Origin of the sequence: Variovorax boronicumulans, assembly GCF_009811375.1 — a bacterium.
Classification (GTDB): Bacteria; Pseudomonadota; Gammaproteobacteria; order Burkholderiales; family Burkholderiaceae_C; genus Variovorax; species Variovorax boronicumulans.
Map to the genome: position 1 here is coordinate 642,472 of NZ_BKDH01000001.1, position 22,795 is coordinate 665,266.

The 22,795-nt window shown below is 62.2% G+C and carries 18 protein-coding genes and 3 tRNA genes; 12 read left to right on the plus strand and 9 right to left on the minus strand.

What is annotated here, in order from left to right; genetic code table 11:
* Positions 1-10 precede the first annotated feature (10 nt).
* The 10 genes from VHAB30_RS03055 (at position 11) to VHAB30_RS03100 (ending at position 8,209) form a co-directional block, all read left to right on the plus strand.
* Positions 11-886 carry an SPOR domain-containing protein gene (locus tag VHAB30_RS03055; RefSeq protein WP_159275760.1) on the plus strand — a complete coding sequence of 292 codons (876 nt, stop codon included), beginning with the start codon at positions 11-13 and terminating at the stop codon, positions 884-886.
* Positions 887-921: 35 nt separating this feature from the next.
* Positions 922-1,407 carry a CvpA family protein gene (locus VHAB30_RS03060; protein ID WP_070062414.1) on the plus strand — a complete coding sequence of 162 codons (486 nt, stop codon included), beginning with the start codon at positions 922-924 and terminating at the stop codon, positions 1,405-1,407.
* 12 nt (positions 1,408-1,419) lie between these two features.
* Entirely contained in the window at positions 1,420-2,922 is a 1,503-nt protein-coding gene (gene purF, locus VHAB30_RS03065; protein ID WP_070062415.1) for an amidophosphoribosyltransferase, read from the plus strand.
* A gap of 21 nt (positions 2,923-2,943) precedes the next feature.
* Positions 2,944-4,167 (plus strand): O-succinylhomoserine sulfhydrylase, encoded by a 1,224-nt coding sequence (locus tag VHAB30_RS03070; RefSeq protein ID WP_070062416.1) that lies wholly within the window; start codon positions 2,944-2,946, stop codon positions 4,165-4,167.
* A gap of 11 nt (positions 4,168-4,178) precedes the next feature.
* Positions 4,179-5,567, plus strand: coding sequence for a glutamate--tRNA ligase (gltX, locus tag VHAB30_RS03075; RefSeq protein WP_159275761.1), 1,389 nt, complete (start codon positions 4,179-4,181; stop codon positions 5,565-5,567).
* A gap of 36 nt (positions 5,568-5,603) precedes the next feature.
* A tRNA-Ala gene (locus VHAB30_RS03080) sits at positions 5,604-5,679 on the plus strand.
* 51 nt (positions 5,680-5,730) lie between these two features.
* Positions 5,731-5,806, plus strand: a tRNA-Glu gene (locus VHAB30_RS03085).
* Positions 5,807-5,875: 69 nt separating this feature from the next.
* Positions 5,876-5,952: transfer RNA gene (locus VHAB30_RS03090), tRNA-Asp, on the plus strand.
* A 260-nt stretch (positions 5,953-6,212) separates the two neighbouring features.
* Positions 6,213-7,589 carry an AbiJ-related protein gene (locus tag VHAB30_RS03095; protein WP_159275762.1) on the plus strand — a complete coding sequence of 459 codons (1,377 nt, stop codon included), beginning with the start codon at positions 6,213-6,215 and terminating at the stop codon, positions 7,587-7,589.
* A complete protein-coding gene (locus VHAB30_RS03100; RefSeq protein WP_159275763.1) occupies positions 7,586-8,209 on the plus strand; it encodes an AbiV family abortive infection protein in 624 nt (207 codons plus the stop codon). The genes VHAB30_RS03095 and VHAB30_RS03100 overlap by 4 nt, the downstream gene beginning before the upstream one ends.
* Here the strand turns inward: VHAB30_RS03100 and VHAB30_RS03105 are convergent.
* The 9 genes from VHAB30_RS03105 to VHAB30_RS03145 form a co-directional block, all read right to left on the minus strand.
* Complete coding sequence (locus tag VHAB30_RS03105) at positions 8,155-10,161, minus strand: hypothetical protein (protein ID WP_159275764.1); 2,007 nt, start codon at positions 10,159-10,161, stop codon at positions 8,155-8,157. The two genes, VHAB30_RS03100 and VHAB30_RS03105, sit on opposite strands and share 55 nt — an antisense overlap.
* Positions 10,158-10,496 carry a DUF6527 family protein gene (locus VHAB30_RS03110; RefSeq protein ID WP_174250202.1) on the minus strand — a complete coding sequence of 113 codons (339 nt, stop codon included), beginning with the start codon at positions 10,494-10,496 and terminating at the stop codon, positions 10,158-10,160. The genes VHAB30_RS03105 and VHAB30_RS03110 overlap by 4 nt, the downstream gene beginning before the upstream one ends.
* A gap of 4 nt (positions 10,497-10,500) precedes the next feature.
* On the minus strand, positions 10,501-11,907 hold the full coding sequence (locus VHAB30_RS03115; RefSeq protein ID WP_159275765.1) for a ThiF family adenylyltransferase: 1,407 nt from the start codon (positions 11,905-11,907) through the stop codon (positions 10,501-10,503).
* Positions 11,907-12,836 (minus strand): multiubiquitin domain-containing protein, encoded by a 930-nt coding sequence (locus tag VHAB30_RS03120; protein WP_159275766.1) that lies wholly within the window; start codon positions 12,834-12,836, stop codon positions 11,907-11,909. The genes VHAB30_RS03115 and VHAB30_RS03120 overlap by 1 nt, the downstream gene beginning before the upstream one ends.
* 92 nt (positions 12,837-12,928) lie before the next feature.
* The gene (locus VHAB30_RS03125) at positions 12,929-16,354 is read right to left on the minus strand and encodes an ATP-dependent helicase (RefSeq protein WP_159275767.1); all 3,426 of its coding nucleotides are present in this window, start codon (positions 16,352-16,354) and stop codon (positions 12,929-12,931) included.
* A 2-nt stretch (positions 16,355-16,356) separates the two neighbouring features.
* The gene (locus VHAB30_RS03130; protein ID WP_159275768.1) at positions 16,357-16,953 is read right to left on the minus strand and encodes a hypothetical protein; all 597 of its coding nucleotides are present in this window, start codon (positions 16,951-16,953) and stop codon (positions 16,357-16,359) included.
* Entirely contained in the window at positions 16,950-17,741 is a 792-nt protein-coding gene (locus VHAB30_RS03135) for an RNA polymerase sigma factor (RefSeq protein ID WP_159275769.1), read from the minus strand. Before VHAB30_RS03135 ends, VHAB30_RS03130 begins: the two co-directional genes overlap by 4 nt.
* Before the next feature lie 42 nt (positions 17,742-17,783).
* Positions 17,784-20,003, minus strand: coding sequence for a S8 family peptidase (locus tag VHAB30_RS03140; RefSeq protein WP_159275770.1), 2,220 nt, complete (start codon positions 20,001-20,003; stop codon positions 17,784-17,786).
* Positions 20,000-21,166: an AAA family ATPase gene (locus VHAB30_RS03145; RefSeq protein WP_159275771.1), complete on the minus strand. Its 1,167-nt coding sequence runs from the start codon at positions 21,164-21,166 to the stop codon at positions 20,000-20,002. The genes VHAB30_RS03140 and VHAB30_RS03145 overlap by 4 nt, the downstream gene beginning before the upstream one ends.
* A 217-nt stretch (positions 21,167-21,383) precedes the next feature.
* Here VHAB30_RS03145 and VHAB30_RS03150 point away from each other — a divergent pair, with 217 nt between their 5' ends.
* Together VHAB30_RS03150 and VHAB30_RS03155 are read left to right on the plus strand one after the other, a co-directional pair.
* Positions 21,384-22,121, plus strand: a complete 738-nt coding sequence (locus VHAB30_RS03150; protein ID WP_159275772.1) for a hypothetical protein — start codon at positions 21,384-21,386, stop codon at positions 22,119-22,121.
* A 27-nt stretch (positions 22,122-22,148) separates the two neighbouring features.
* Complete coding sequence (locus VHAB30_RS03155) at positions 22,149-22,685, plus strand: HEPN domain-containing protein (protein WP_159275773.1); 537 nt, start codon at positions 22,149-22,151, stop codon at positions 22,683-22,685.
* The last annotated feature ends 110 nt before the right edge of the window (positions 22,686-22,795 follow it).

Sequence of the window (22,795 nt, forward strand, 5' to 3'; positions counted from 1 at the left end):
ATCGAACTTCATGGCGTTTTTCAAGTTCCGCGCGCGCGGCCCACAAGGCAACGAAGGACGCAGCGCCCCCGCGGCGGTGCCGGCGGAAAGTGTCGAATCCATGCGCCGGCGTGCGCGCCATCGGCTGCTCGGCGCGGCGGTGTTGGTGCTGGTCGGCGTGATCGGCTTCCCGCTGCTGTTCGACACCCAGCCGCGCCCCGTGCCGGTCGACATTCCGATCGAGATTCCCGACCGCAACAAGGCCAAGCCGCTGCCCGTGCCCGCCACGCCGGCACCCGCGACGAGCAGCGCGCCGTCGTCGTCGTCCGATGGCAGCTCCCGCGTGGCGGCAGCCTCGTCGGCCGGCGGCATGATCACCGAGACCGCCGACGGCACCGTGATCGAGCCCGGCACGACTGTGCCCGCCACCCCGGCGACGCCCAAGCCCGCCGTGGAGCCGAGGAAGCCCGAACCCAAGCCGGAACCCAAACCCGAGCCGAAGCCCGAACCCAAACCGGAGCCCAAGCCGGAGCCGAAGAAGCCCGAACCGAAGCCCGAGGCCAAGCCGAAGCCGGAACCCGCCAAGCCCGCCGCGAACGCCGACGACGGCGCCCGCGCCCGCGCGCTGCTCGAAGGCAAGCCGCCCGCCGCCGCGCCCAAGCCGGCCGCCGACGACAACGGCCGCTTCGTCGTGCAGGTCGGTGCCTTTGCCGATGCCGACAAGGCGCGCGAAGTGCGCCAGAAGCTCGAACGCGCCGGCCTCAAGACCTACGTACACGTCGCCAAGACGACCGACGGCGAACGCACGCGTGTGCGCGTCGGGCCGTTCGCCTCGCGTGCCGAGGCCGAGAAGGCCGCGGACCGGGTCAAGGGCTTGTCTTTGGCCGCAGCCATCCTCACGTTGTAAGCACCGCCGTCGCCTGCTGCCTGTAGTTCATTGCCGTGGCCCTGCTCGACTGGATCGCCATCGCGCTCATCGTGCTGTCGATGCTGTTCGGGCTGGTGCGCGGCCTGGTGTTCGAAGTGATTTCGCTGATCGGATGGGTGGCCGCCTTCATCGTGGCCCAGTGGGTGGCCTCCGACGTGGCGGCCTGGCTGCCGTTCGGCGACCCGCAGGCCACTTGGCGCTACCCGCTGGCCTTCGTGCTGGTGTTCGTGGCGGTGGCGTTCGGCGTGGGGCTGGCGGCAGCTCTCACGCGCAAGCTGATCGCCGCGGTCGGCCTGCGGCCGGTGGACCGGATTTTGGGAGCAGCGTTCGGCGCGGCACGGGGGGCGGTGGCCCTGCTCGTGCTGGCGGTCGTTGTTCATTTGCTGGCGTTGAGCGACAGTGCCTGGTGGCACGAATCGCGCAGCGCCATTGTTCTCGATGCGGCATTGCAGGGCCTCAAACCCTCGCTGCCTGAAAAGTTGGCAAGCTACCTGCCCTGAGAGGAATCGTTCATGTGTGGAATCGTCGGCGTTGTCAGCAACGCACCCGTCAATCAGCTGCTCTATGACGCGCTGCTGCTGCTGCAGCACCGCGGCCAGGACGCGGCCGGCATCGTGACCTTGCTGGAACGCAAGTTCTTCATGCACAAGGCCAAGGGCATGGTGCGCGACGTGTTCCGCACCCGCAACATGCGCGCGCTGCCGGGCAACGTGGGCCTGGGCCAGGTGCGCTACCCGACCGCGGGCAACGCCTACAGCGAAGAAGAGGCGCAGCCCTTCTACGTGAACGCGCCCTTCGGCATCGTGCTGGTGCACAACGGCAACCTGACCAACGCGCACGCCCTGCGCGCGGAACTGTTCTCCACCGACCACCGCCACACCAACACCGAGAGCGACTCCGAAGTGCTGCTCAACGTGCTGGCCCACGAAGTCGAGCGCTCTTCGCGCGGCGTGCCGCTGCACCCGGCCGAGGTGTTCGCCGCCGTCAAGAACGTCTACAAGCGCCTGCGCGGCTCCTACGCCGTGGTCTCGCTGATCGCCGGCCACGGCCTGCTGGCCTTCCGCGACCCCTACGGCATCCGTCCGCTGTGCATGGGCCGCAGTGCCGACGGCACCGTCATGGTGGCCAGCGAATCGGTCGCGCTCGAAGGCTCGGGCCACGTGTTCGAACGCAACATCGAGCCGGGCGAAGCCGTGTTCATCGATCTCGAGGGCAACGTGCACTCGATGCAATGCGCCGAGGGCGCCTCGCTCAACCCGTGCATCTTCGAGTTCGTGTACCTCGCACGTCCCGACTCGGTGCTCGACGGCATCTCGGTGTATCAGGCACGCCTGAACCTGGGCGAAACGCTGGCCAAGCGCGTGGTCTCCACCGTGCCGCCGAACCAGATCGACGTGATCATTCCGATTCCCGAATCGAGCCGCCCGAGCGCCACGCAGCTCGCGCACCTCCTGGGCATTCCGTACCGCGAAGGCTTCGTGAAGAACCGCTACGTGGGCCGCACCTTCATCATGCCGGGGCAGGGCGTTCGCAAGAAGTCGGTGCGCCAGAAGCTCAACGTGATCGGCAGCGAATTCAAGGGCCGCAACGTGCTGCTGGTCGACGACTCCATCGTGCGCGGCACCACCAGCCGCGAGATCGTGCAGATGGCGCGCGACGCCGGCGCGCGCAAGGTCTACCTGGCCAGCGCCGCGCCGCCGGTGCGCTACCCCAACGTCTACGGCATCGACATGCCGACCAAGGACGAACTCGTGGCGCACGACCGCACCGTCGAGGAAATCCGCGAACTCATCGGCTGCGACGCGCTGATCTACCAGGACGTCGACGCCATGAAGCGCGCCATCGGCTCGCTCAATCCGAAGCTCGCCGGTTTCGACGCCTCGTGCTTCGACGGCGTGTACGTGACCGGCGACATCGACACCGCCGCCATCTCGCGCATGAACGGCAACCGTCCGCGCATCGAGGAAAACGAAGAAGACGCTTCGCGCCTCGCCCTGCCGAACCCCAGCGAGTAAGAGAAAGAAGAGAGGGCCGACGTGAGCCAAGACGAACGCACCTTGCCACCCGGCCTGCACCGCGACACCCTCGCGCTGCGCACCGGCCTGGCGCCCAGCCAGCACGGCGAGCACTCGGAGGCCCTGTTCCTCACGAGCGGCTTCGTGCAGCCCGACGCCGAAACCTCGGCCCGCCGCTTCGCCGGCACCGAGGCCGGCTTCACCTACTCGCGCACCTCGAACCCGACGGTCGCCAGCTTCGAGCAGCGCCTGGCCGCGCTCGAAGGCACCGAGGCCGCCATCGGCGCCTCGACCGGCATGGGCGCGATCCTCATGATGTGCATGGGCCTGCTCAAGGCCGGTGACCACGTGATCTGCTCGCGCTCGGTGTTCGGCTCCACGCTGAACCTGTTCGGCAAGGAGTTCGCCAAGTTCGGCGTCGAGACCACCTTCGTCTCGCAGACCGACGTGGCCGAATGGCGCGCGGCGCTCAAGCCCAACACCAAGCTGCTCTTCGCAGAAACGCCGACCAACCCGCTGACGGAAGTCTGCGACATCCAGGCATTGGCCGACCTGGCCCACGGCGTGGGCGCGCTGCTCGCGGTCGACAACTGCTTCTGCACGCCGATCCTGCAGCGGCCGGCTGAGCTGGGCGCTGACCTCATCATCCATTCGGGCACCAAGTACCTCGACGGCCAGGGCCGTGTGATGGCTGGCGCGATCTGCGGTCCGTCGAAGCTCATCGTCGATGTCTTCGGCCCCGTGGTGCGCACCGCCGGCATGGCGCTGTCGCCATTCAATGCGTGGGTCGTGCTCAAGGGCATGGAAACGCTCGGCATTCGCATGAAGGCGCAATGCGCGAATGCGCTGGCCGTGGCGCAGTGGCTCGAGCAGCAGCCCGGCATTGCGCGCGTGTACTACCCCGGTCTTGCCTCGCATGGACAGCACGAACTCGCGATGCGCCAGCAGTCGGGGCAGGGCGGGGCCGTGGTGTCGTTCGACGTGGTCGGCGACACGCCCGACGCCGCGCGTGCCAACGCCTTCCACGTGATCAACAGCACGCGCGTCGTGAGCATCGCCACCAACCTGGGCGACACCAAGACCATCATCACGCACCCCGGCACGACCTCGCACGGCCGCCTGACCGAAGTGCAGCGCCAGGCCGCGGGCATCAGCCAGGGGTTGATTCGCCTCGCGGTCGGCCTCGAATACATCGACGACATCACGGCCGATCTTTCGCGCGGCCTGAGCACCCTGACTTCCTGATTTTTCATTTCATGACCGGCAAAGTTCGCACCCGCATCGCACCGTCTCCCACCGGCTTCCTGCACCTGGGCACGGCGCGCACCGCACTCTATTCGTGGGCCTACGCGCGCCACCACGGCGGCGAGTTCGTGCTGCGCATCGAGGACACCGACGTGGCCCGCTCCACGCAGGACTCGACCGACCAGATCCTCGCGTCGATGCACTGGCTCGGCCTCGATTACGACGAAGGCCCGATCTACCAGATGCAGCGCCTCGAGCGCTACCGCGAAGTCATCGCGCAGATGCTCGCGGCCGGCACCGCCTACCACTGCTACTGCACGCCGGCCGAGCTCGACGAGATGCGCGAAGCCCAGCGCGCGCGCGGCGAGAAGACGCTGTACGACCGCCGCTGGCGCCCGGCGCCGGGCAAGGTGTTGCCGCCCGTGCCGGAAGGCGTGCCGCCCGTGGTGCGCTTTTGCAATCCGCCCGAAGGCGATGTGACGTGGAACGACCTCGTCAAGGGCGAGATCACCATCAACAACCGCGAGATCGACGACCTGATCATCCTGCGTCCTGATGGTGTGCCGACCTACAACTTCGCGGTGGTGGTCGACGACTGGGACATGGTCATCACGCACGTGTTCCGTGGCGACGAGCACATCAACAACACGCCGTGGCAGATCAACATCTTCCGCGCGCTTGGCGCATCGCTGCCGCAGTTCGGCCACGTGCCCGTGATCCTCGGCGACGACGGGCAGAAGCTCTCGAAGCGCCGCGGTGCCGTGAGCGTCACCGCGTACGAGGACAACGGCTACCTGCCCGAAGCCATGCTCAACTACCTCGCGCGCCTGGGCTGGAGCCACGGCGACGACGAGCTCTTCACGCGCGAGCAGATGGTGAGCTGGTTCGACGGATCGCACCTGTCGAAGAGCCCCGCGCAGTGGGACGCGGCCAAGCTCGCGTGGGTGAATGCGCAGTACATCAAGGCCAAGAGCGGTGACGAGCTTGCACCGCTTGTTGCAGCGCAGTTGCAAAAGCGCGGCATCGTCGCCGACGAGCGTCTGCCTGCGATCTGCGCGCTCTTCAAGGACCGTTGCGACACCACGGTGGCGCTCGCGGGTTGGGCTGCGGCGTTCTATTCGGACATCGAAGTGAGCGATGCGGACCGCGCGCAGCACATCACCGATGCAGTGAAGCCCGCGATCGCAACACTCGTTGAAAAATTGATGACGGTCGCCTGGGAGAGGGCCGAAATCGCAGTTATGATCAAGGAAGTCCTCGCGACACACGCGCTGAAAATGCCCGTGTTAGCGATGCCAGTACGAGTGCTTGTGATGGGAACATCGCAGACACCGTCCCTCGATTCAGTGCTCGAAATTTTTTCCCGTGAAAAAGTTATCGAGCGATTGAAAAAGGCCTGAAAAATCGGGCTATAATTCGAGGCTCGACACCCACACGGGGGTATAGCTCAGCTGGGAGAGCGCTTGCATGGCATGCAAGAGGTCATCGGTTCGATCCCGTTTACCTCCACCATCAAAGTGTCGAGTAGGTTAGAGATGCTGATCGCAGCACGTCCAAGGTTTTGACCCTATCGTCTAGAGGCCTAGGACACCACCCTTTCACGGTGGCTACCGGGGTTCGAATCCCCGTAGGGTCGCCAGTTTCACTTCGGTGAAGTCGGCACGAGTCGTCAACACTCGGTTCCGCAAGGAACGAACGTTGTCTACCAGGAGTGGTAGTTCAGTTGGTTAGAATACCGGCCTGTCACGCCGGGGGTCGCGGGTTCGAGTCCCGTCCACTCCGCCAATAAAATCAACGGGTTGCAGCAGAAATGCTGCAACCCGTTTTTCTTTGTTCGGGCCGTGGGAACACCTGTGGGAACACTTGAACTTGGGAGCAACGCTAGCCTCACCGCCGTGGGTAGCCTATCGGCGCACGCAAACTGCAGTGGGCCTGTGTTTGTGGGGGGAAATGATGAAACTCAGCGAGATGACGAAGATGTCGCTCATGTGCCGCCACCAAGCTGAACGCACCGAGAAATCAGTCGTGCCGGAACTGGGTTGAGCATGGATCTCGCTCTTCTTCGCCATATGCTTGCGCCACTTGTCGAAGCGCTCAAGGATGCAGGTACGCACGCAGAGCTTCCGTCCCTCTGCGAAGGGTTGGGCTTACCGCATCCCGACTCCGAGGGCTCGAAACGAGAGCGCATGATCGCGAGCTTCAATGCGCTCGCCGACGCGGATCTGCCCAACACCGCGCAACGTTTCCTGAAGCGGCATCCCCCTTCTGCTGCGACGCGCAACGTCATCCAGGACATCCTTTGGGCCGACTCCGCATGCCCTGAAATCCCCAAACGGTTCCGTCGCGAAGTGGCGCAGGCTGTGGATATCGAAGATCTCTTTGGGGATGCCCGGCAGTTTGACGCACTGCTTGATCAGCTCTGGATCTTGGATACTGATCCGTGGGCCGGTATGTTCGGCAATAGCAGGACGAACCTTCGGCAAGAAATCCAGCAACACGTGCACAGAAACCGGGGCGATTGGTCCACCGAATCTCTCTTCGATAAGCTGGGTGCGTACACGGCTTCCACTGGGCGCTTCGTACGCTTTCTCGAAGGTCTCGCATCGTCCGATATCCGCCCCGACGAAGCGGCGCAGCGCCACTTCGTGGCGACCGTCAACACGGCGCTGCGCAAATGCGCTGCCGAGCTCAGAGAATGCGATACGGATGGTGGCTATCCCGTCTTCAGCCTGGTTGCCACACACACCGCGGCGGCCGGGCGCCCGAAGAACCTGATCTTTGCTTCATCGATCAAACCTGATCTTAGGTTTCGCGATGCGGTGAACAACGACATCGAGATCGTCACCAATGCCGACAAGGTGCTGGTCTATGACCGTCCCATCGGCATGGATGGTCTCCTTTGGAGCGATTTGCAATCGTGGTGGCGCGACACGGCGAAGATTGCTGATGCCGCGGCAGCAAAGAAGAGCCTCTACAGGCGGTTACGCGATAGCCTGCCGTCCAACTCTCCACCGCAATCCGTCCTCTTTAGCTCGTTCTATGGCAGCTTCGGAAGTGCGGTCCCTGATCTGCCTGCACTGCTGCCCGAAGTGTGGCTGCACTGGGACCCGCGTACGGTCAAAGAGCGCGGCCGTGACGCGCTGCTGCGGTTCAGAATGGACTTTCTGTTGCTGCTGCCCCAAGGGGTCCGCGTCGTCATCGAGGTGGATGGCAAGCACCACTATGCTGACGACGCAGGTCGGGCCGATGTTGTTCGGTACGCGCAAATGGTGGCCGCCGATCGCGAATTGAAACTGGCGGGCTATCAGATCTTCCGGTTTGGCGCTCACGAGTTGCTTAGCGACTCGGCAGGGGGGCTGGTCAAGACGTTCTTCGAGTCACTGTTCAAGAGGTATGGGGTTCCTGTAACTTACCGTCCATGAATCCAGACGACGACGCAGCTCACCGAAAGATCAGGCTCGCCGTGGCGGCGACGGAAACCGGTGCCGTGCTCTTTTCCGGCTCTGACACCTCAACACAGTTTGATCGCGGGTGCGATCATGTCTGCGCGCTGCTTCGCGATGCGTATACCTTGTTCACGGCAGGCTCGTTTCCTACAGCAGTCTTTTTGTCCATCACGGCAATCGAGGAGATAGCGAAGCTTGAGATTGCTGCATTCAGGCAGCCTGGTCTAACCGTGCCCGCGAAGCGCCGTAGCGACGACCACCTCTACAGCCACAAACTGAAGCATGCGATTGCGCTCCAAGAAGTGATCGCTATTGGAACGAGGCTGCCGGCGGCCATTGGCGAAGCACGCGTCCGCGAATTGCTGGATATGTCGGAGTCGGGCGGGCTGGTGGCCCTGCGTGAGTCTTCCCTTTACGCTGAAAATGTCGATGGGCAATTCTTGTGTCCGCACGACCGCATCGATCGGGCACTCGCGCGCGAAATGTTGCTCTTAGCGCTTGAAGTCTGGGACGACAGACTTGTGGGTCTCAGCAACCATACCTATGCACTCGACGGGGAGCTTGTGGCCATGTTCGAGGCCGTAGCGCGGCCATAGCCGGTAGCGATGCGAGGTGCCATTTCCGGAAACAGCATGCTTAAGACTGGGTCATACCGCGCGGGCCGAAGATAGCTTTCGTCGTCCGCTGCCACTTTGTCGATGATGGTTTGGCGCCACGCGGCATAGAGATCGGCTTGCTTCTGCGTAAATCGCGCTTCCAGGCCAAAGGCCTTCACCGCCATGGGGTAGAGCGTATGCCACTGACGGGTATCGGTTCCACTCTGCATGATGGCATTGAGAACCTGAAACCCGGTGTCGACGGCGTAGCCGATGCCGCGGTTCTGTTGGATTGAAAGGAGGCGTGGGATGACGCCGGCTTCGTCCACCATCTCCGCATCTGCGGCGCCTGGCAAGCCATGCGCGGCCAACGCTTCTGCAGCCGCCATGATTTGCGCCCAAGGTTCGCTGTCTGGCCCGAGGAGCGTGGGCTTCGGCGTGCTGTCTCCATGCGCTCGTCGGGCTTTCTTGATGCCAGTGTTCGCGTCGTAAAACGCGATCGCCGCCGAGAGGTAGGTACCTGCCCATTTCGATGCAGATGTCGCGAGGTAGAGAGGGCGCCGGATTTCGATCAGGCGCTTTTGATACCGAAGAGTGACCGGGTGCCGGGCCATCTCCGCTTCCAGAATCTTTCGCTTGATGCGCCAGACGGGATGGTGAACCCAGCGCTTGCCGATCGTCTTGTCGACGACCAGGGTGCGCAACCCGTCCAAGGTGACCTGTCCTCCGAGTGAGCCTATGTTGATCTCGAGTGTCGGTAGATCGAGCTCACGGATGCGGCGTAGCTTTTCTGCGTCGATGCCGTGAGTCACTGTCACCTCGACCAATAAGGTAAGCGGCCAAAGTGGGCTGTAGGTGTCTTCAACATCCTCCTCGAAGTCTCCACTGACCATTGTCATGGTGCCGCCGTGGGTATGAGTCTGGCGTCCGCCGAGCGTGCCGATCACATCAGGCACGATGCTGCCCAGGCGCCGTTCCAGTCGTACCTCATCCAACGCCAGGTTGCGAGAGGCCGTCATCCAAAGCTTGCGAATCCTTTCTTCTTCCCAGTCGCCACCGAACTCCTCAGGGGGATCGCGGATGACCTCGACTTCGAGGCCGGGCGTCGCAATAGACGAGGCTTGCTCAAGGATGGCCTTGACCTGGCGGTGGAGCAGCGTTTCGCGGCGCCAGCGTTGCATGGTTGTAGCATCCGTGTCGGGCGGGAGGTGCGAGCGAAAATCCGCTTCATCGGACTCTTGCCAGCCGTCCAGCGCATCCCGTGCCGCCTGAGTGGCGGCTGCATCGGCCTCTGCGCTCAGTTCTTGATCGTTCCAATGGGCGCACCAGCGGATGTCCGGAAGGATGCGCAGCCGGGCGCGAATCTCCTCGGGTCCGAGCATCGCGATGGTTGGATCGGAAAGCGACAACGTGACGATGGCGTGTCCGCGGCCATCGCTGTCGGCTTGGCGAAGACCTGTCAGGTCGACCAGCAACTCTCGTCCATCGTCAAGCGTCAGCAGCGCCGTCGCGTGGTCATGTAGTGACGCGCCGATAACGGCAACGCGTGCGGCCGGCGCTTCAACCCAGACCTCGTAGCCTTGGCCGCTGAAACCCTCGGCAGTCGCCGACATTCTCCGCCGCGGAAGATCGATGAAGCCTATCTCCAGCAGGTGTCGCGTGGCGGCCAGGCGTGCCGCAACCAGAGAGCAGTCATCCTTCTGCGCGCCCGCCGGATGACGGAAATGCGCCGTGGGACGTGTTCGCAGTGGCTGGCCCGCCATCACGGGAATCAGCGATAGTTTGCACGCAGGGCAGATGCACGTGCACCCAGCTTGCGCGACTTCGGGATCATGGATGTAACGCGGCTCACCGGTTTGCGCGTCGTGCGCCCACTTCAAAGGTACGGTAGTGGAATCGACGGCCCGGTTCCGCGCCATCTCCGGTTGGATTTCAACCTTCCACGTGTTCAAGTCTTGCACCATTCGATCAGCCCCTTTCGGATCCAAAAATGGCATCGGCACATTTTCTGCTGATGGACCGAGGGGGAAACCGTTGGGCGCCTCCAGAAATCATGCCCAACTTCCCAACGTGGACGACGTTCGGGATTCAGCGAAAGCGATATCTGCACACCGCATCCGCCTGGGCAACTCAAGCACGCCCATTTCTTGACGCCGCCGTCCACCACCAACCACAGTTCACCGGCAGGAACCTCGGTCTTTCCCGGGTGTCGATCGACTCGTTTCACGAGAAAGTTGAAGTCCAGAAGCCCGAGGCGGCGCAGCATCAACGCGACGAAGCGTTTCATAAGGTCACCCGATCACGCCAAGAAAGGGATTCACGTCACCGCGGCCCCAGGTGACTTCGGTTGCGCAAACGGGGCATGTCGGAACCGGCCGGCACGTCATCGAGCGATCCTCCACACGGTCGAATCGGCGAATGCGGTTGTGCGTCATGCCGCCTTGGCCGCGGAAACCTGTCAAACCCTGGATCAGCTCATCTACTGCGGCGCAGGCAATGCTGGTAGTGAACGTGACCACTGCCGGGGCCGGGTCGCCACCGCCCTCCACATACGCTTCCGCCTTGCGGCGTTCGAACTCCGCGGGATCAATGCGCTGCAGTCCTTCGGCCGCGGCACGCTGGGCATTGACGACGCCGAGGCACATCAGGCAAGGATTGCCGGGCCTGATTGTCGTGATGCGACCCGTCATGTCGTAGTCCACCCCGCTCTTGGCCGACCGCATTCGCAACCCCACGTCGATCAGCGGAATGCCGTAGTAGTGGGCAAGCCGGTTCAAGGTCAGCCGACCTTGGTTGTCATCGGTACAGCCGAAAAGCACATCGCAAGACCGCAGCACGTCACGCAGTGAGGGGTCCCCTACCCATGCACGCCGGGTTACAACCTTGTTGCCCAGGCCGCAAGCCTCGATTTCGCGCGCGAGGATGTCCACTTTGGCCAGCTTCGCAGGCACGTCGGCGGCGCGCGATCCGTGGACACGATTCAGGTTGGTCGTGTCGATCGTATCGTTGTCCATCAACGCGAGGTGCCCGACACCCAGCCGAGTCAGCAGCGAAACCACGGCACTGCCCGTGCCACCGCATCCGATCACTCCGACGCGCAGCGCCCGCACGATGGGATTGAAATCTTTGCCAAACAGTGCTGCCTGTCGAGCCAGAAACTTCGCATCTTCGCGCTCGGAGTCCGCGCGCCAGATATTGATCTTGCTTCCGACGATAGAGATGGACGACGCTTGCGTGGATGCCTTGGCCGAGGTCCACAGGCGCCCCGCGATGGCGTCGTTCCGGCCGAAGACCAAGCTGGCAAGCCCGTGCGCCCCCTTGTTGAAAGTGGTGCGCGCCAGTTCCGCTTCGTTGCGGTCGTCCTGGTCGGAGAAGAACGCGCTCGCGCCAGGATGCGTGTGAACGAGCCCAGGAACAAGGTTGCGGTGCTGCGCCAGACCCAGCAGTCGCATGAATCCCTGTGTAGACCACGTCACGTGCACTGCGGAGGACGACACCATCTCGTCGGACGTGATTGGCACCACCTCATGCGAGATCAGGCGAATGCGCGGCTGGTTGGACCAGGGGTCCGCCGCGATCTCGGCCTTGCCGAACAGCACGTAGGCCGCGGCCTCCGCGCCGTTCTCCCGGTGAAGCAGCGCGCGCAGCGCCGCTTCATGGGATTCCAGCAAGATGATGTCCAGCGCTGCGGCCGGCATCACTTGGCCTCCACCAGTGCGTGCTCGATGCGCTTGATCATCGTGTGCAGGCCATCGACCCCCGGGCGCCAGCTGTTGTTGTGGCGAGACCAACGCTGCCAGTTGCGGCCCATGAAGGCGTGTGGCTGGTCCGCGCACGTGGGGTAGCGGCCAGCGGATGCCAGCGTCAGCCAGGGGTCGCAGAAGAACATGTCCGGCGCCACGTCGGGATAGCCGGGCGGCAGGATCACCAACACGTCGGCGACCGGGTGGTTGAACTTGCCCTCCGGCAGTTGCATCTGCTTCAGCACAACACCCGTGTGCGTGCCGTCACCGACCACCTCAACGGCGAAGCCGTGGCTGTCCAGATAGCGCTGATCGGCTTCTGGCAAGGCCGCTAGCCCCTCCGTCGTGTCGCGGATCAGCGTGATGAAGCGCTCGATACCCGGCTTGCTGAGGTCGATCAAATCGGCGTCACGGATGAGCACATCCTGGCCGCCGCCACGCACTTCGAGGTAGACGTCATAGGTGTCGGGAGGGACGCCAGCCAGCGCCTTCAAGATCTTGCCGCTGATGGAGGGCTTGCCCCATTCCATTTGGCGATCGTCGATCGTGAACTTGAACGCGCGATCCGTCTGGAAGATGACGAAGCGCTCCGTGCCGCGCGCGCGCAGGTCGTAAGTCTCGTCGAGACGCAGATCTTCGAATTCGCCCGACGGCAGGATCGCGTAGATGCTGAATTCAGCCACCGGACGGACTCCGGCAGCTTGGAGGATCTGGCGGCCGGTAGGGACGGGATCGCTCAGATCCAGGTTGCGCTCGTTGAGCTGTTCATCGGCCACCACGATGCGATAGAGGTGTGCCAGGCGAAGACTGCGGCCTTCGCGGATGGCGGCGCCCACATCTTCGAGGGGGATACAGCTGTCATCGCCAGGATTTTGCGTTTGCATTTGATTGACTTTCTGTCGGCCTTCTGCGGGATTGCAGTTTTCTTGGCCTCCACTAGGTCAATCGCAGCCGATTTCCGAACCGGAAAGCTCGCTCAAGCTTTTTTTATGGTGATCGCGCCGACTGGAAGATCGCCGCAGATGAAGAAGCTGGGGCACCGGGGGCAAGTGCGCGCTTCTTCCTTTATAGGAAAATCGCCACTGCGGACGCGCCTGACGAATTCTTGGACCTTCTCGCTGCGCGTCTTGAGCTTGCGCTCGGAGATCTCCATCGGCTGCGTCGTCTCGCTGGTCAAGTAGGTGACCTCGACCTGGGCCGATCCACCATAGGCCTGCGCGGTCGCAAGATGGAGCAGTGTGTACTCGATATCATCGAAGGCGTTGGATCGCGGTTTGCCGGTTTTGACGCGCCGAACGACGATATGCCCCTCCTCGCCCCGGGCGACGCTGTCGGGTCTGACGAGAATCTCACCTTCTGCCCATCCAAGCGAGATCGGGGGGGCAGGGGCCGGTACGCCACGGCTACGGGTCTCGATGATGCAGTCCACCAGCCGCCGCGCGATCCGCCGGTAGTCTTCCGCATAGCCATGCTCGACCGACCCCTTGGCTTGCCATGCTTGATCGAAGCGAGCGCCGAGTTCGGCTTCGCTCGGCATCGTTAACGCATGTGCGGTCTTCAGCCAATCGAACACATCTCCAACAACGTTGTGCATCTTCATGAAGGCCGTCTCAGTACGGCGGCCTCCGAGTTTCATGACGTGGGTGTAGAGAAACCGGCGTGGACATCGTTCGAACAGGCTCACCTGGCTGTCGGTCCAGGCCGGTTTCTGCTCCCAAGCAATCTGCAAGGCTGGCCTCGGCCGCGACCCGGCAGGTCGATGCGGCGGAGTTGGCGGTTGGATCAGGTGGTGATGGATGGAGGCCATGAACTTGGAAGGGTTGCGTCCTCTGCCATCCGACTGAACTGACGACGCATAGAGGAACAGCCGATCACGGGCGCGGGACAGGGCCACGAAGAACAGGCATTCCTCTTCTTCGTCGTGCCCCGCCTTCACCGCGGTCAATCCAGTGATTCCGTCGGAGCCGTGAATGAGGCCGTCGGGTGGCGCACAGCGCGGTGCCATGTTGTTGCGCGGCAAGCCCGAGGTCACCATCCCGGGAATATGGACGGTGTGAAACTCGAGTCCCTTGCTGGCGTGAATGGTCATCAGGCGGACTGCATCGATACCGTCGGCCGCCCCTGGCAAATGGCGCAATCCGCGGTCTTCCGAAAGAAGGACGAGTCGGCGAATTCGATCTAGAAGGCGCACGCAGGGTGCGCCGGCGCCGGAGGGTTGTTGACGGCAGAAGTTGAGGAACTGCCACAGTGCCAGGCCCCTCATCCTACTTCTCGCGTCACCTGCCTGGTACAGGGTCTTGGCGAGTCCGAGGCGATCGATAACCCAGGTGGATAAAATGCTCCAAGGATTGCCGGTGGCGCTCATCCCCTCAAAAAGCATGGCCACACGGGCCAAGGACGCCTTGCTCGTTTCGACGAGTTCCGCGGGCCAGTTCTTGGTGAGGCGCCACTCGAGAGCCGCCACCTTGCTTTCGCGCAACCGCTCGGCGATCTGTGCGACATCATGCAACGGCAGTTGGTATGTTGGCATCGTGGCGACGCGGACCAGTCCTACGGCGTAGGGGTCGCCTAACATCGAGAGCATGGCGAGGAGATCCTTGATCTCCGGTCGCTCGAACAGACTTCCGAGGTGCAGTACCGGAATGCCTCTGGCTTCAAGGCCTTCGGCGATCTCGCTCAGGCGGGCGTTGGATGCGCAGAGCAGCGCCTGTTCGCGAAATGCGGTTCCGGTTTCCTGCTGGTGCTTGATCGCGGCAGCCACCGCCGAAATCTCGTCCTCCGTTGAGCCCGCAACTCTGAACTCCGGTTTGGTACCCGTGGCACCACGGCTGGACTTCAGGTGCAATGGCAACGACCCGCTGGATGCCTTCATCTTCGCGGAGAAGGCGGTAAAGACGTCAATGACTTCTTGCCCAGACCGATAGTTGACTCCCAGTTGGGCGACCTGCGCTCCGGGGAAATCCAACGTGAACTGGGCCATGTTGGTGGCCGATGCGCCGCGAAAACGGTAGATGGATTGCCGTGCATCGCCGACGACCCAGAGGTCCCGTCCGTCACCTACAAGGGCTTTGAGAAGGCGTACGGAAGAGCGGTTGACATCCTGGTACTCGTCCACGAGCACATGTTTGTGCCGTGCGCGCAGCGCATCTCTCACTTCGGCATCGGTTTCGACTAGGCGCACAGGTTGAGCAACAAGATCGCCAAAGTCGATCAGTTGCTTCTCGGTCATCAGGCGTTCGTATGTCTCGTAGACCAACGCAACTTCCAGGCACTTCTCGGCGCTCTTCATCGCCTCCGCGTCGGTGCCGGATTTCTGCGCCATGGATTGCGCCAATGCTCTATAGCCGGCAGCATCGACCACTTCGTCCTTGGCGCGCGAAATCGCACTGAGCATGTCACTAAGATCGAGCGCCGGATCCCACAAGTTCCGGTAGTGCCGTAGCGCTAGCCGCGGCAGTTCGTCTTCCAGCAGTTCAATGCTTTCGGATCGATCGATGAGACGAGGGTTCGGTGGAAGCTCGAGCTTGTCGTGAAAACGATGGATGACATCCAAGCCGAATGCGTGAAAGGTGCCGATCCACATGGCCGCGGCAGCTTGCGGGTTCCGTGCGGCGAGCCGCTCGCTCAACTCGTTCGCCGCCTTGTTGGAGAACGTGAGAACAAGAATGGATAGAGGGTCCACGCCTTCGGTCAGAAGGCTCTCGATGCGCTGCACCAGCGTTCGCGTCTTGCCCGTTCCCGGCCCGGCCTGCAACTGGAATGCCGTGTCGCGATGGTTGGCCGCTGTAGTCTGGGTAGGGTCGGGGGTCAGTACAGGGACACCTGCGGTAGGCTCCGCGACGACGGGCGGATCGTTCGGCATGAGCAGTGCATCCAGAAGCTGCTGCTGAACCACTTGCAAGGGCGCTCCAAGGCGTGTGGCGATATCGAAGGAAGAGCAGCCGCCGTCGATGTGATGACGCCGCGCTACCGGGCGCGGCAGGAGGAGTTCGCGTGCAAAAAGATCCATGCGGACCTCCCGGCGTTCCCTGGCGCCGTAGTCGAGCACACGCTCTACACCGACCGGTGCATCCTCGGCCGAGCGGTCCGGTTCGACTTCCTCTGTCACGACGTCTTCAGCGCCACCTTCCAAGACGAAATGTCCAAGTTCGTGCGCTATCAGGAAGGCGCGATCGAACGCTGATCCAATGTCTTCATAGAGGATGCACCCGGCTTGGCGGTCGAGCACTGCGCGCCCGCCTTTCAGCGCTGAATCACCCCGTGCTAACGCGTACACATCGAGATCTCGTCGGGCCGCTTCGCGGCTCACGAATTCGAGCAGGCTCCATGGATCGGCACCGTCCTCGACGGCCGCTTGGTGGATGCGTTCCGCTTCGCGCCGCGCGGCCTCGGTTGCGTTCATGGCTAGTCTCGCAATCCCTGAAGGGTCGCCTTCTGGGCTGGCGTCAGCTGGGACGTCTCGAGCGCCTGTTCGAACGATATCTGGGCGGCCACTTCGGGCTTCACGTTCGAACGGAAGCTTTGGCTGGACACCATGGCGGCCGGGCTACACAGATAGGCCGACACCGCATCGGCGGTCGCGTCGAGTTCGGCCGCTAGCCGTTGAACGAAGCGCCCGGGAATGGTAGCGGCGTCAATCGCTCGTTCGCGCAAGCGGATCAAGAACAGATTGCTGACGTCCAGCCTCTTGGCGGTTGCTTTGAACGCGGTGGGATTCAATTGCGCAAAGGGGTTGGCAATAGCCGTGCTTTGTGCAGGTTCCATCGCAGCTTGAAACTGTTGCCAAGCGTGCTCGACGACCTGATCAGACGAAACCTGCACATCATCGCCGGCACGTGAGGCATCCATCATCATCAGCTCAATCGAGCAGTCCACAAGTGCCTGCGCATGTTCGGGATACTGGCTCAGGTAGCGCTCCAGCGTTGCGCGGTCATGCTTGGGCTCAACGGAGAACGCAAGGAGAACTTCTTCTTCGTCGAGTCGGGAATGTTCGGTGCTCATAGTTCAGCCTCCTTTTCAAGAACGGCCTTGAGAGCTTTGCAGGCACGATCACGCCGGTTGCGAACCGTCCTTTCGTCGCACTGCAGAATGCGTGCAATTGTCATGACATCTTCTTCCTTGGAATCGATTGGAATGCCCTGCAAGAGGAGGCCGATGACCTGCTTTTGATCCGGGGGTAGACGGTCAATCGCGGCGAACAGCACTAACCGGAAAGCGGGATCGTCAATTTTTTGCGGATCGCCGTTCAAGAAGGCCTCCAAGGCCACTTCAACCTCGGGCGAAACTTCGGAGCCATCAGGCTCCTGAGACCCCAGCGGAACCGTTGTAACGTCACCGGCTATCGCCTTGAACTTGCGCAGCACGGACGTTCGAAGCGCCACCATCGCTTGGTTGAAATGGATTTCGTAGAAATCCAGCAAGCCTGCTTTTGACGTGCAATCTCTGGTGATCAAGACGACAAAGCGGCTAACGATTTCGTCCCGGACATCGGCCGCGCTGCCGATGTCAGAGTTCCAGATCGTCGAACGCAGTGAATGGTCGACGCGCTTTAGAAGAATCTTAAAAATCTTCTCGAACTCTTTGCGTTCCCCTTCGGCCCACGCTCGCCGAAGAAAATAAAGCAACACTTCTGTTGGCACGTACTCAGGTCGCGCCCTCGCCACTCCATCGAACCGCATGAGTCGAGCATCCGCCTCCACTGGCTCGAGCGTTTCGATCCAAGCTTCGACGGCAGCTGGCCGCTGGTAGAGCGTGCCGTCCTTTTTCTTGCGTGTAAGTGCTACCGGCATCTCTCGCCTCCACTATTTTGGTTTGACCGATCAGCGCATGTTTCACCGAATCCGGATCGGCAGCGATACCTGCGGCTGGATCGGCACCAGCGTCTTTGCATACGCCCGCAGGATCTCGTTGTAGAGATCTGCGTGCTTCGGCGCTTCGACGGTGATGATCAGCGCGTAGCGGATCTTTTCGGCGCCGGTGGCGCTGTGGCCGGCTTCGCGCGCGTTGTAGTGGATGTCGAAGACCGGGTTCTTGAGGGTGCTGCCACGCATGTTCTTCGCACTGTGCAAGACTGTCTCCCATTTGCCCATGTCGGAGCGTCGTTCTTCTTCGGTCGCGTATTTCTTCATGTCGAAGAAGCTCTTGGTGTCGGCGTTGGCCTTGCCATCCTTGATCTTCTCGTCGCTAGGGCGGAATACAACCTCCAGGCCCGCGCGCGTGTACGCAGCGGCATCCTGCGGATCCGTTGGCGAGGCATAGCAGAAGGTTGCTTTGAGGCGGATGCTGCCCTTCAGGCCGCCGACAGGCAGCGGCAGCGAGGCGCGCAGATATTTGCCTGGCTTCAGCTCTCCTTGGTAGACCACGCGCGCCACGCCTTCCGGACAGGTGATGATGCTCGTCAAGTCTTCAGGCACCTTCCCCCAGCCCACCTCGAGCTTGTCGTGCGTCGCTGTGTCCGCGGCGTGGACCAGCAGCGCCTTGATCGCAAGCGGCGACAACTCCGCCCCAAGGATGGCGCGAATGCCAACCGCGCTGCGCAGCAGATACGGAGAGGCAAAGCTGGTGCCCAGTTGCGGCGATAACGCGGCCTTCTTGCCAGGCGCAATCACATGGAAATAGTTGCCCGCATTGCCGCCGAACGCCATGAGGTCCGGCTTGACGACACCCGGACTGCGGCCGGGGCCGACTGCGCTGTATGGCGCGCGCGCCCAATTCGCCTCGGTGTCGTTGGTGGCACCGACAGCCAGCGCATTGACACAGTCCGAAGGTACCTGCACACGGGCGTTTCCGGATGCGCGGTCCATCTGGCCGTTGTTGCCGATGGCGACCGTCATCAAAGTGTCGCCGTCGCTCAGCAGGTCATCGATGACCGACGTCCAGGCGTGCACGTCGGTATCCTCGATCGGCAGGTCCGGGCCCAGACTGAGGTTGATGAACTGGTACTGCCGGGAGAGCAGGACCTGCTCGACGAAACCCAAGGTCCGGTACAACTCCAGCGGATCTTCCGTCTCGGCATCCTTGTCCAGCACGCGCAAGTGATCGACGTAGGCGAAAGGGCGGGCGGCAGTGCCATTCGGCTGGATGGGGCCGAACAGGAACGCGGAACTCACGGCCAGGCCATGCTCAAGGCCCGCCGGATCGTCCTGCGCGTTTTCATCAAGAACGCGGTACGAGCGCAGCCACGGGCCGATCGCGTGTTGTTTGGGCAAGCCGCCATCGAGGATGGCGACCTTGGGCTCCGACGACAGCGGCTGCTCGGTCGGCAGGCTGCAGCCGACCGACACCTCGCCCGTGCGGTGCACGGGCCGCATGCCGCGCAGCTTGGGCACTGGACGGATGACGCGCACGAACACGAATTCGGCAAGCCGTTCGATGTGGTCATGCTTGCCTTCGACGGGCACGAACCACAGGTTGCCTGCGGTGAAGCCAAGTTCGCTGTGAACCTTGACGCTTACTTCCTTGGCGTACTTCACGAAGGCCTGCTGAACGAACAGGCGGCTTTCATCCGGCAGCAGATGGATGCCGACCTCGAAGAAGCGATCCTTGGCGCTGCCGTAGTCCGCAATGCGTTCACGGGGCGTGAATGCGGAGAACTGCTCGATGTGCGCGAGGTCCAGCGCTTCATCGGCCCCTTCTTCGATCTGGTGAGCCCATTCGTTAAGGTGGCGAAACGCCTGGCGCTTGCCGGCAACGAACAATTCTGTCGTCGTGGATTCCTGCGGCACGCCCTTCTTGGTCCATCCGCCGGGTGTCACTTTCACAGTGCGACTGCCGACCGACTCCAGGCCGACGGTGCGCAGCATCGCCGTGGGGAAGAACGACCGGGCGATGTAGCTAGGGTTCATCGTCAGTCGGGCAACCCCAAAGTCACTGGGGCAGGCGTGCGAAGGCAGGGCGTCGAGCGCAGTGGCGGTCGCCGAGAACTGGGGCGTCAGCCGCTGCACAGCTTGCGCGAAGGAGTACACCTCGGCCTTGCCCGGCATGCGCTTGGGCCCCTTGATGTCATGAGTCAGCAGTTCGCCGCGCCCGATCAGAAAATTGGTTTGGCTCATGCGTCAGGCTTTCCTTTCGAGGTTTTCTTGGCCGCGGCCGGTTGCTCGCTGGTGTATTTGCGGATGGTGTCGCGGCTCACGCCAGTGATCTCGGAGATGGTGTGCTGCGACAGGCGGGTCTGCTTGGCCAGCAGCACCGCCAGATCGATGCGGCCTTGACGCTCCAGGACGAGCGCGCGCGACTTGACAAGCTCTTCGATCAAGTCGGCATCCGAGGCCGTGCCCAATGCAATGGCGCGCCGGAAACGCTGGAGGTCCCGTTCGATATCGCTGAACGACTCGCCGTTGAAGACGAAGGTGAGGATGTCGATCCAGCGGCCGAACAAGGCATAGTCCGGCCCCAGAAAACGCTTGATCGCCTGTTTGACGGCCGGCATTTCCGGCGCCTTGAAGTTGACCACCAGGTCGAAGCGCCGCCACAGCGCCGGGTCGATCAGTTCCGCGTGATTGGTGGCCGCCAGTAGCAACCCAGTGCCAGGCCACTCGTCGACCTCCTGCAGGATAACGGTGACCAGGCGCTTTAGCTCGCCGATGTCGGTATCGTCGCTTCGCCGCTTGGCGATGGCATCGATTTCATCGAGCAGCAGCACGCAGGGGCTGCGTTTGGCGAAATCGAGTGCGGCTCGCAGGTTGTTCCCGCTGCGCCCGAGCAGGCTGCTCATGACGGCGGTCAGATCGAGCACGTACAGCGGCATGCCCAGTTGAGACGCCAGCCAACGTGCCGTCAGCGTCTTGCCGACCCCCGGAGGACCGACAAAGATGGCTGAGCGCGTGGGGGTCAGGCCCATCGATACCAAGCGCTTCGTCTGGCGGCGCTCCTGGATCAGTTGGCTTAAGGTTTCTTCCAGGTCGAGCGACAGCAGTGGTTGCTCTCGATCGGGCGCGTCCTTGAAAACCTTCAGCAGAGACAGCCTAGATTCGTCATCGACAGGCAGGGACTGTGCTGGAGCGGCGGGTGGCGCGACCTTGCGCATGGGAGCGCTCGCGCGGGGAGCCTTCGCGCGCAGGTACAGGTCCATCTGCTCAGCCAGCTCCGGATCGGAGTTGCGATACTTGCGCACGAGCCGGGCGACGAACAGCCGCACGTCCTCCGTCTGCTCTGCGAGTGCGAGCCGGATCAACTGGGCTAAGTCTGACTGAACTTCGTTCATTTCGTCCAGCATGCTTGTAACTCGTTGATTTTCAATGGGTTTATTTTTTAGAAAAATGGAATAGACGTATTTTCTCACGTTTCCGTGACGCTGGGAAACGACTAGCAAAGGGGGCGTCCGGCGTCGGGTCGGGGCCTTTGCCCCGCACGTCCCTCGAAGCTTCCGACCGAGTGCGTTTCCGATCTGTGCGCTACCCAAAGGGTGCGGACGCTGCGGCTAAAGTATCCATATGTCACAAACGGAAGAGATCATTCAGCCCAAGAGTTCGCTCGCCTTGAATTGGCCGACGGCACTCAGTTTGTTCACCGCTCTCGTTGCAGCAGGCACGGTCACCCTTCACCTCATTGGTGACGTCAGGCATCGGCAATATCTCGGGTATTGGGGCATCGATGCCGGCCTGTTTCCGAAAACGACAGACTGGATCTTGATCAATGGGTACTACGGGGTGGTCGACCGATTCGTCGCCATCCTGATTGCCATGTTGGGCAACATTCATTGGTTGGCCACTGCCGCCGTCATCCTGGGCGTATATGTCTTCATTTTGCTGTCGCCCGCGAGTGGCGCGTCAGGCAAAGCGCCAGCGTGGCTGTTGCGACAGCCTGAATGGCGACGACGCCTCATCCGGCAGATGCTGCTTACGGGATTGTTCGTGAGCGTAGTTCCCTGCGCGCTTTTCCTGCTGACAGGCTTCATGGCGGTTCCCGCCGCCCTCGGGGAAACTGCTGGCAAGGCCGCGGCCCAGAGCGAGGCTTCGGAATACAGGAAGGGCTGCCAGACGTCGAAAATTCCTTGTGTCGAACTGAAGAGAGAGGGGGGAGTCATCTCCACAGGCTTTGTACTCGACAGTTCCCCGTCGCATATCGCCATCTTCGACGCCCAGATGCAGCGAGGCCGTGTTATCGCGCTTGAAAAGCTTGAGGTGGTTTCGAGCGGCGTGCCAAAGCTCGGAGAGGGCGTCTCGCCCTGATTTCACTGCCGCCTACGAGAGTTCCACATGCCAACAGCCAGAGAGACGTTCGACAGTTCCATCAAGGATGCGATGGAATTGCTCGATCACTTTAATGCCATCAACGTTCTTCCGCCACCGCCGAATGCGGAGGTACTGAAGCGCGCGGGGCTCATCATGGCTTGCACGGCATGGGAGACCTATGTGGAAGATCGGGTGCAGGAAGCCGTGCTGCAGAGGCTGGGCGAAGGCAATGACAGTTTCCAGAATCGATTCGTTCTGCGGCATCTGCAAGCGGTACTCAAGCAGTTCCACAATCCCAGCGCTGAGAAGACCTGCAAGTTGTTCTCGGACTTCCTGGGCATTGATGTGGCGGCATCTTGGCAGTGGAACAACTACGACAGCGCGCGTGCCCGCCAGGAACTCGATGCGCTGATCAAGAAACGGGGCGAGGCGGTACATCGCTCGAAGGCCCCGGCCGCTGGAGTACCTGCCGCTCATCTCATTCGGAAGGACGAGTTGGAGAAGGCGATCAGGTTCCTGAAAAGCTTGGTGGAGGCGACAGAGAAGGCTACCGAGGCTTGACCCAGTTGCTCGATCACTGCTCATGGCTGAGCCGGTACCCTGTCGTTTTATCGAGCGAGGGCGCTTGTGAGCCCAGGGGCTTTGCTCCCATTTATGCAGCATGATGGGTG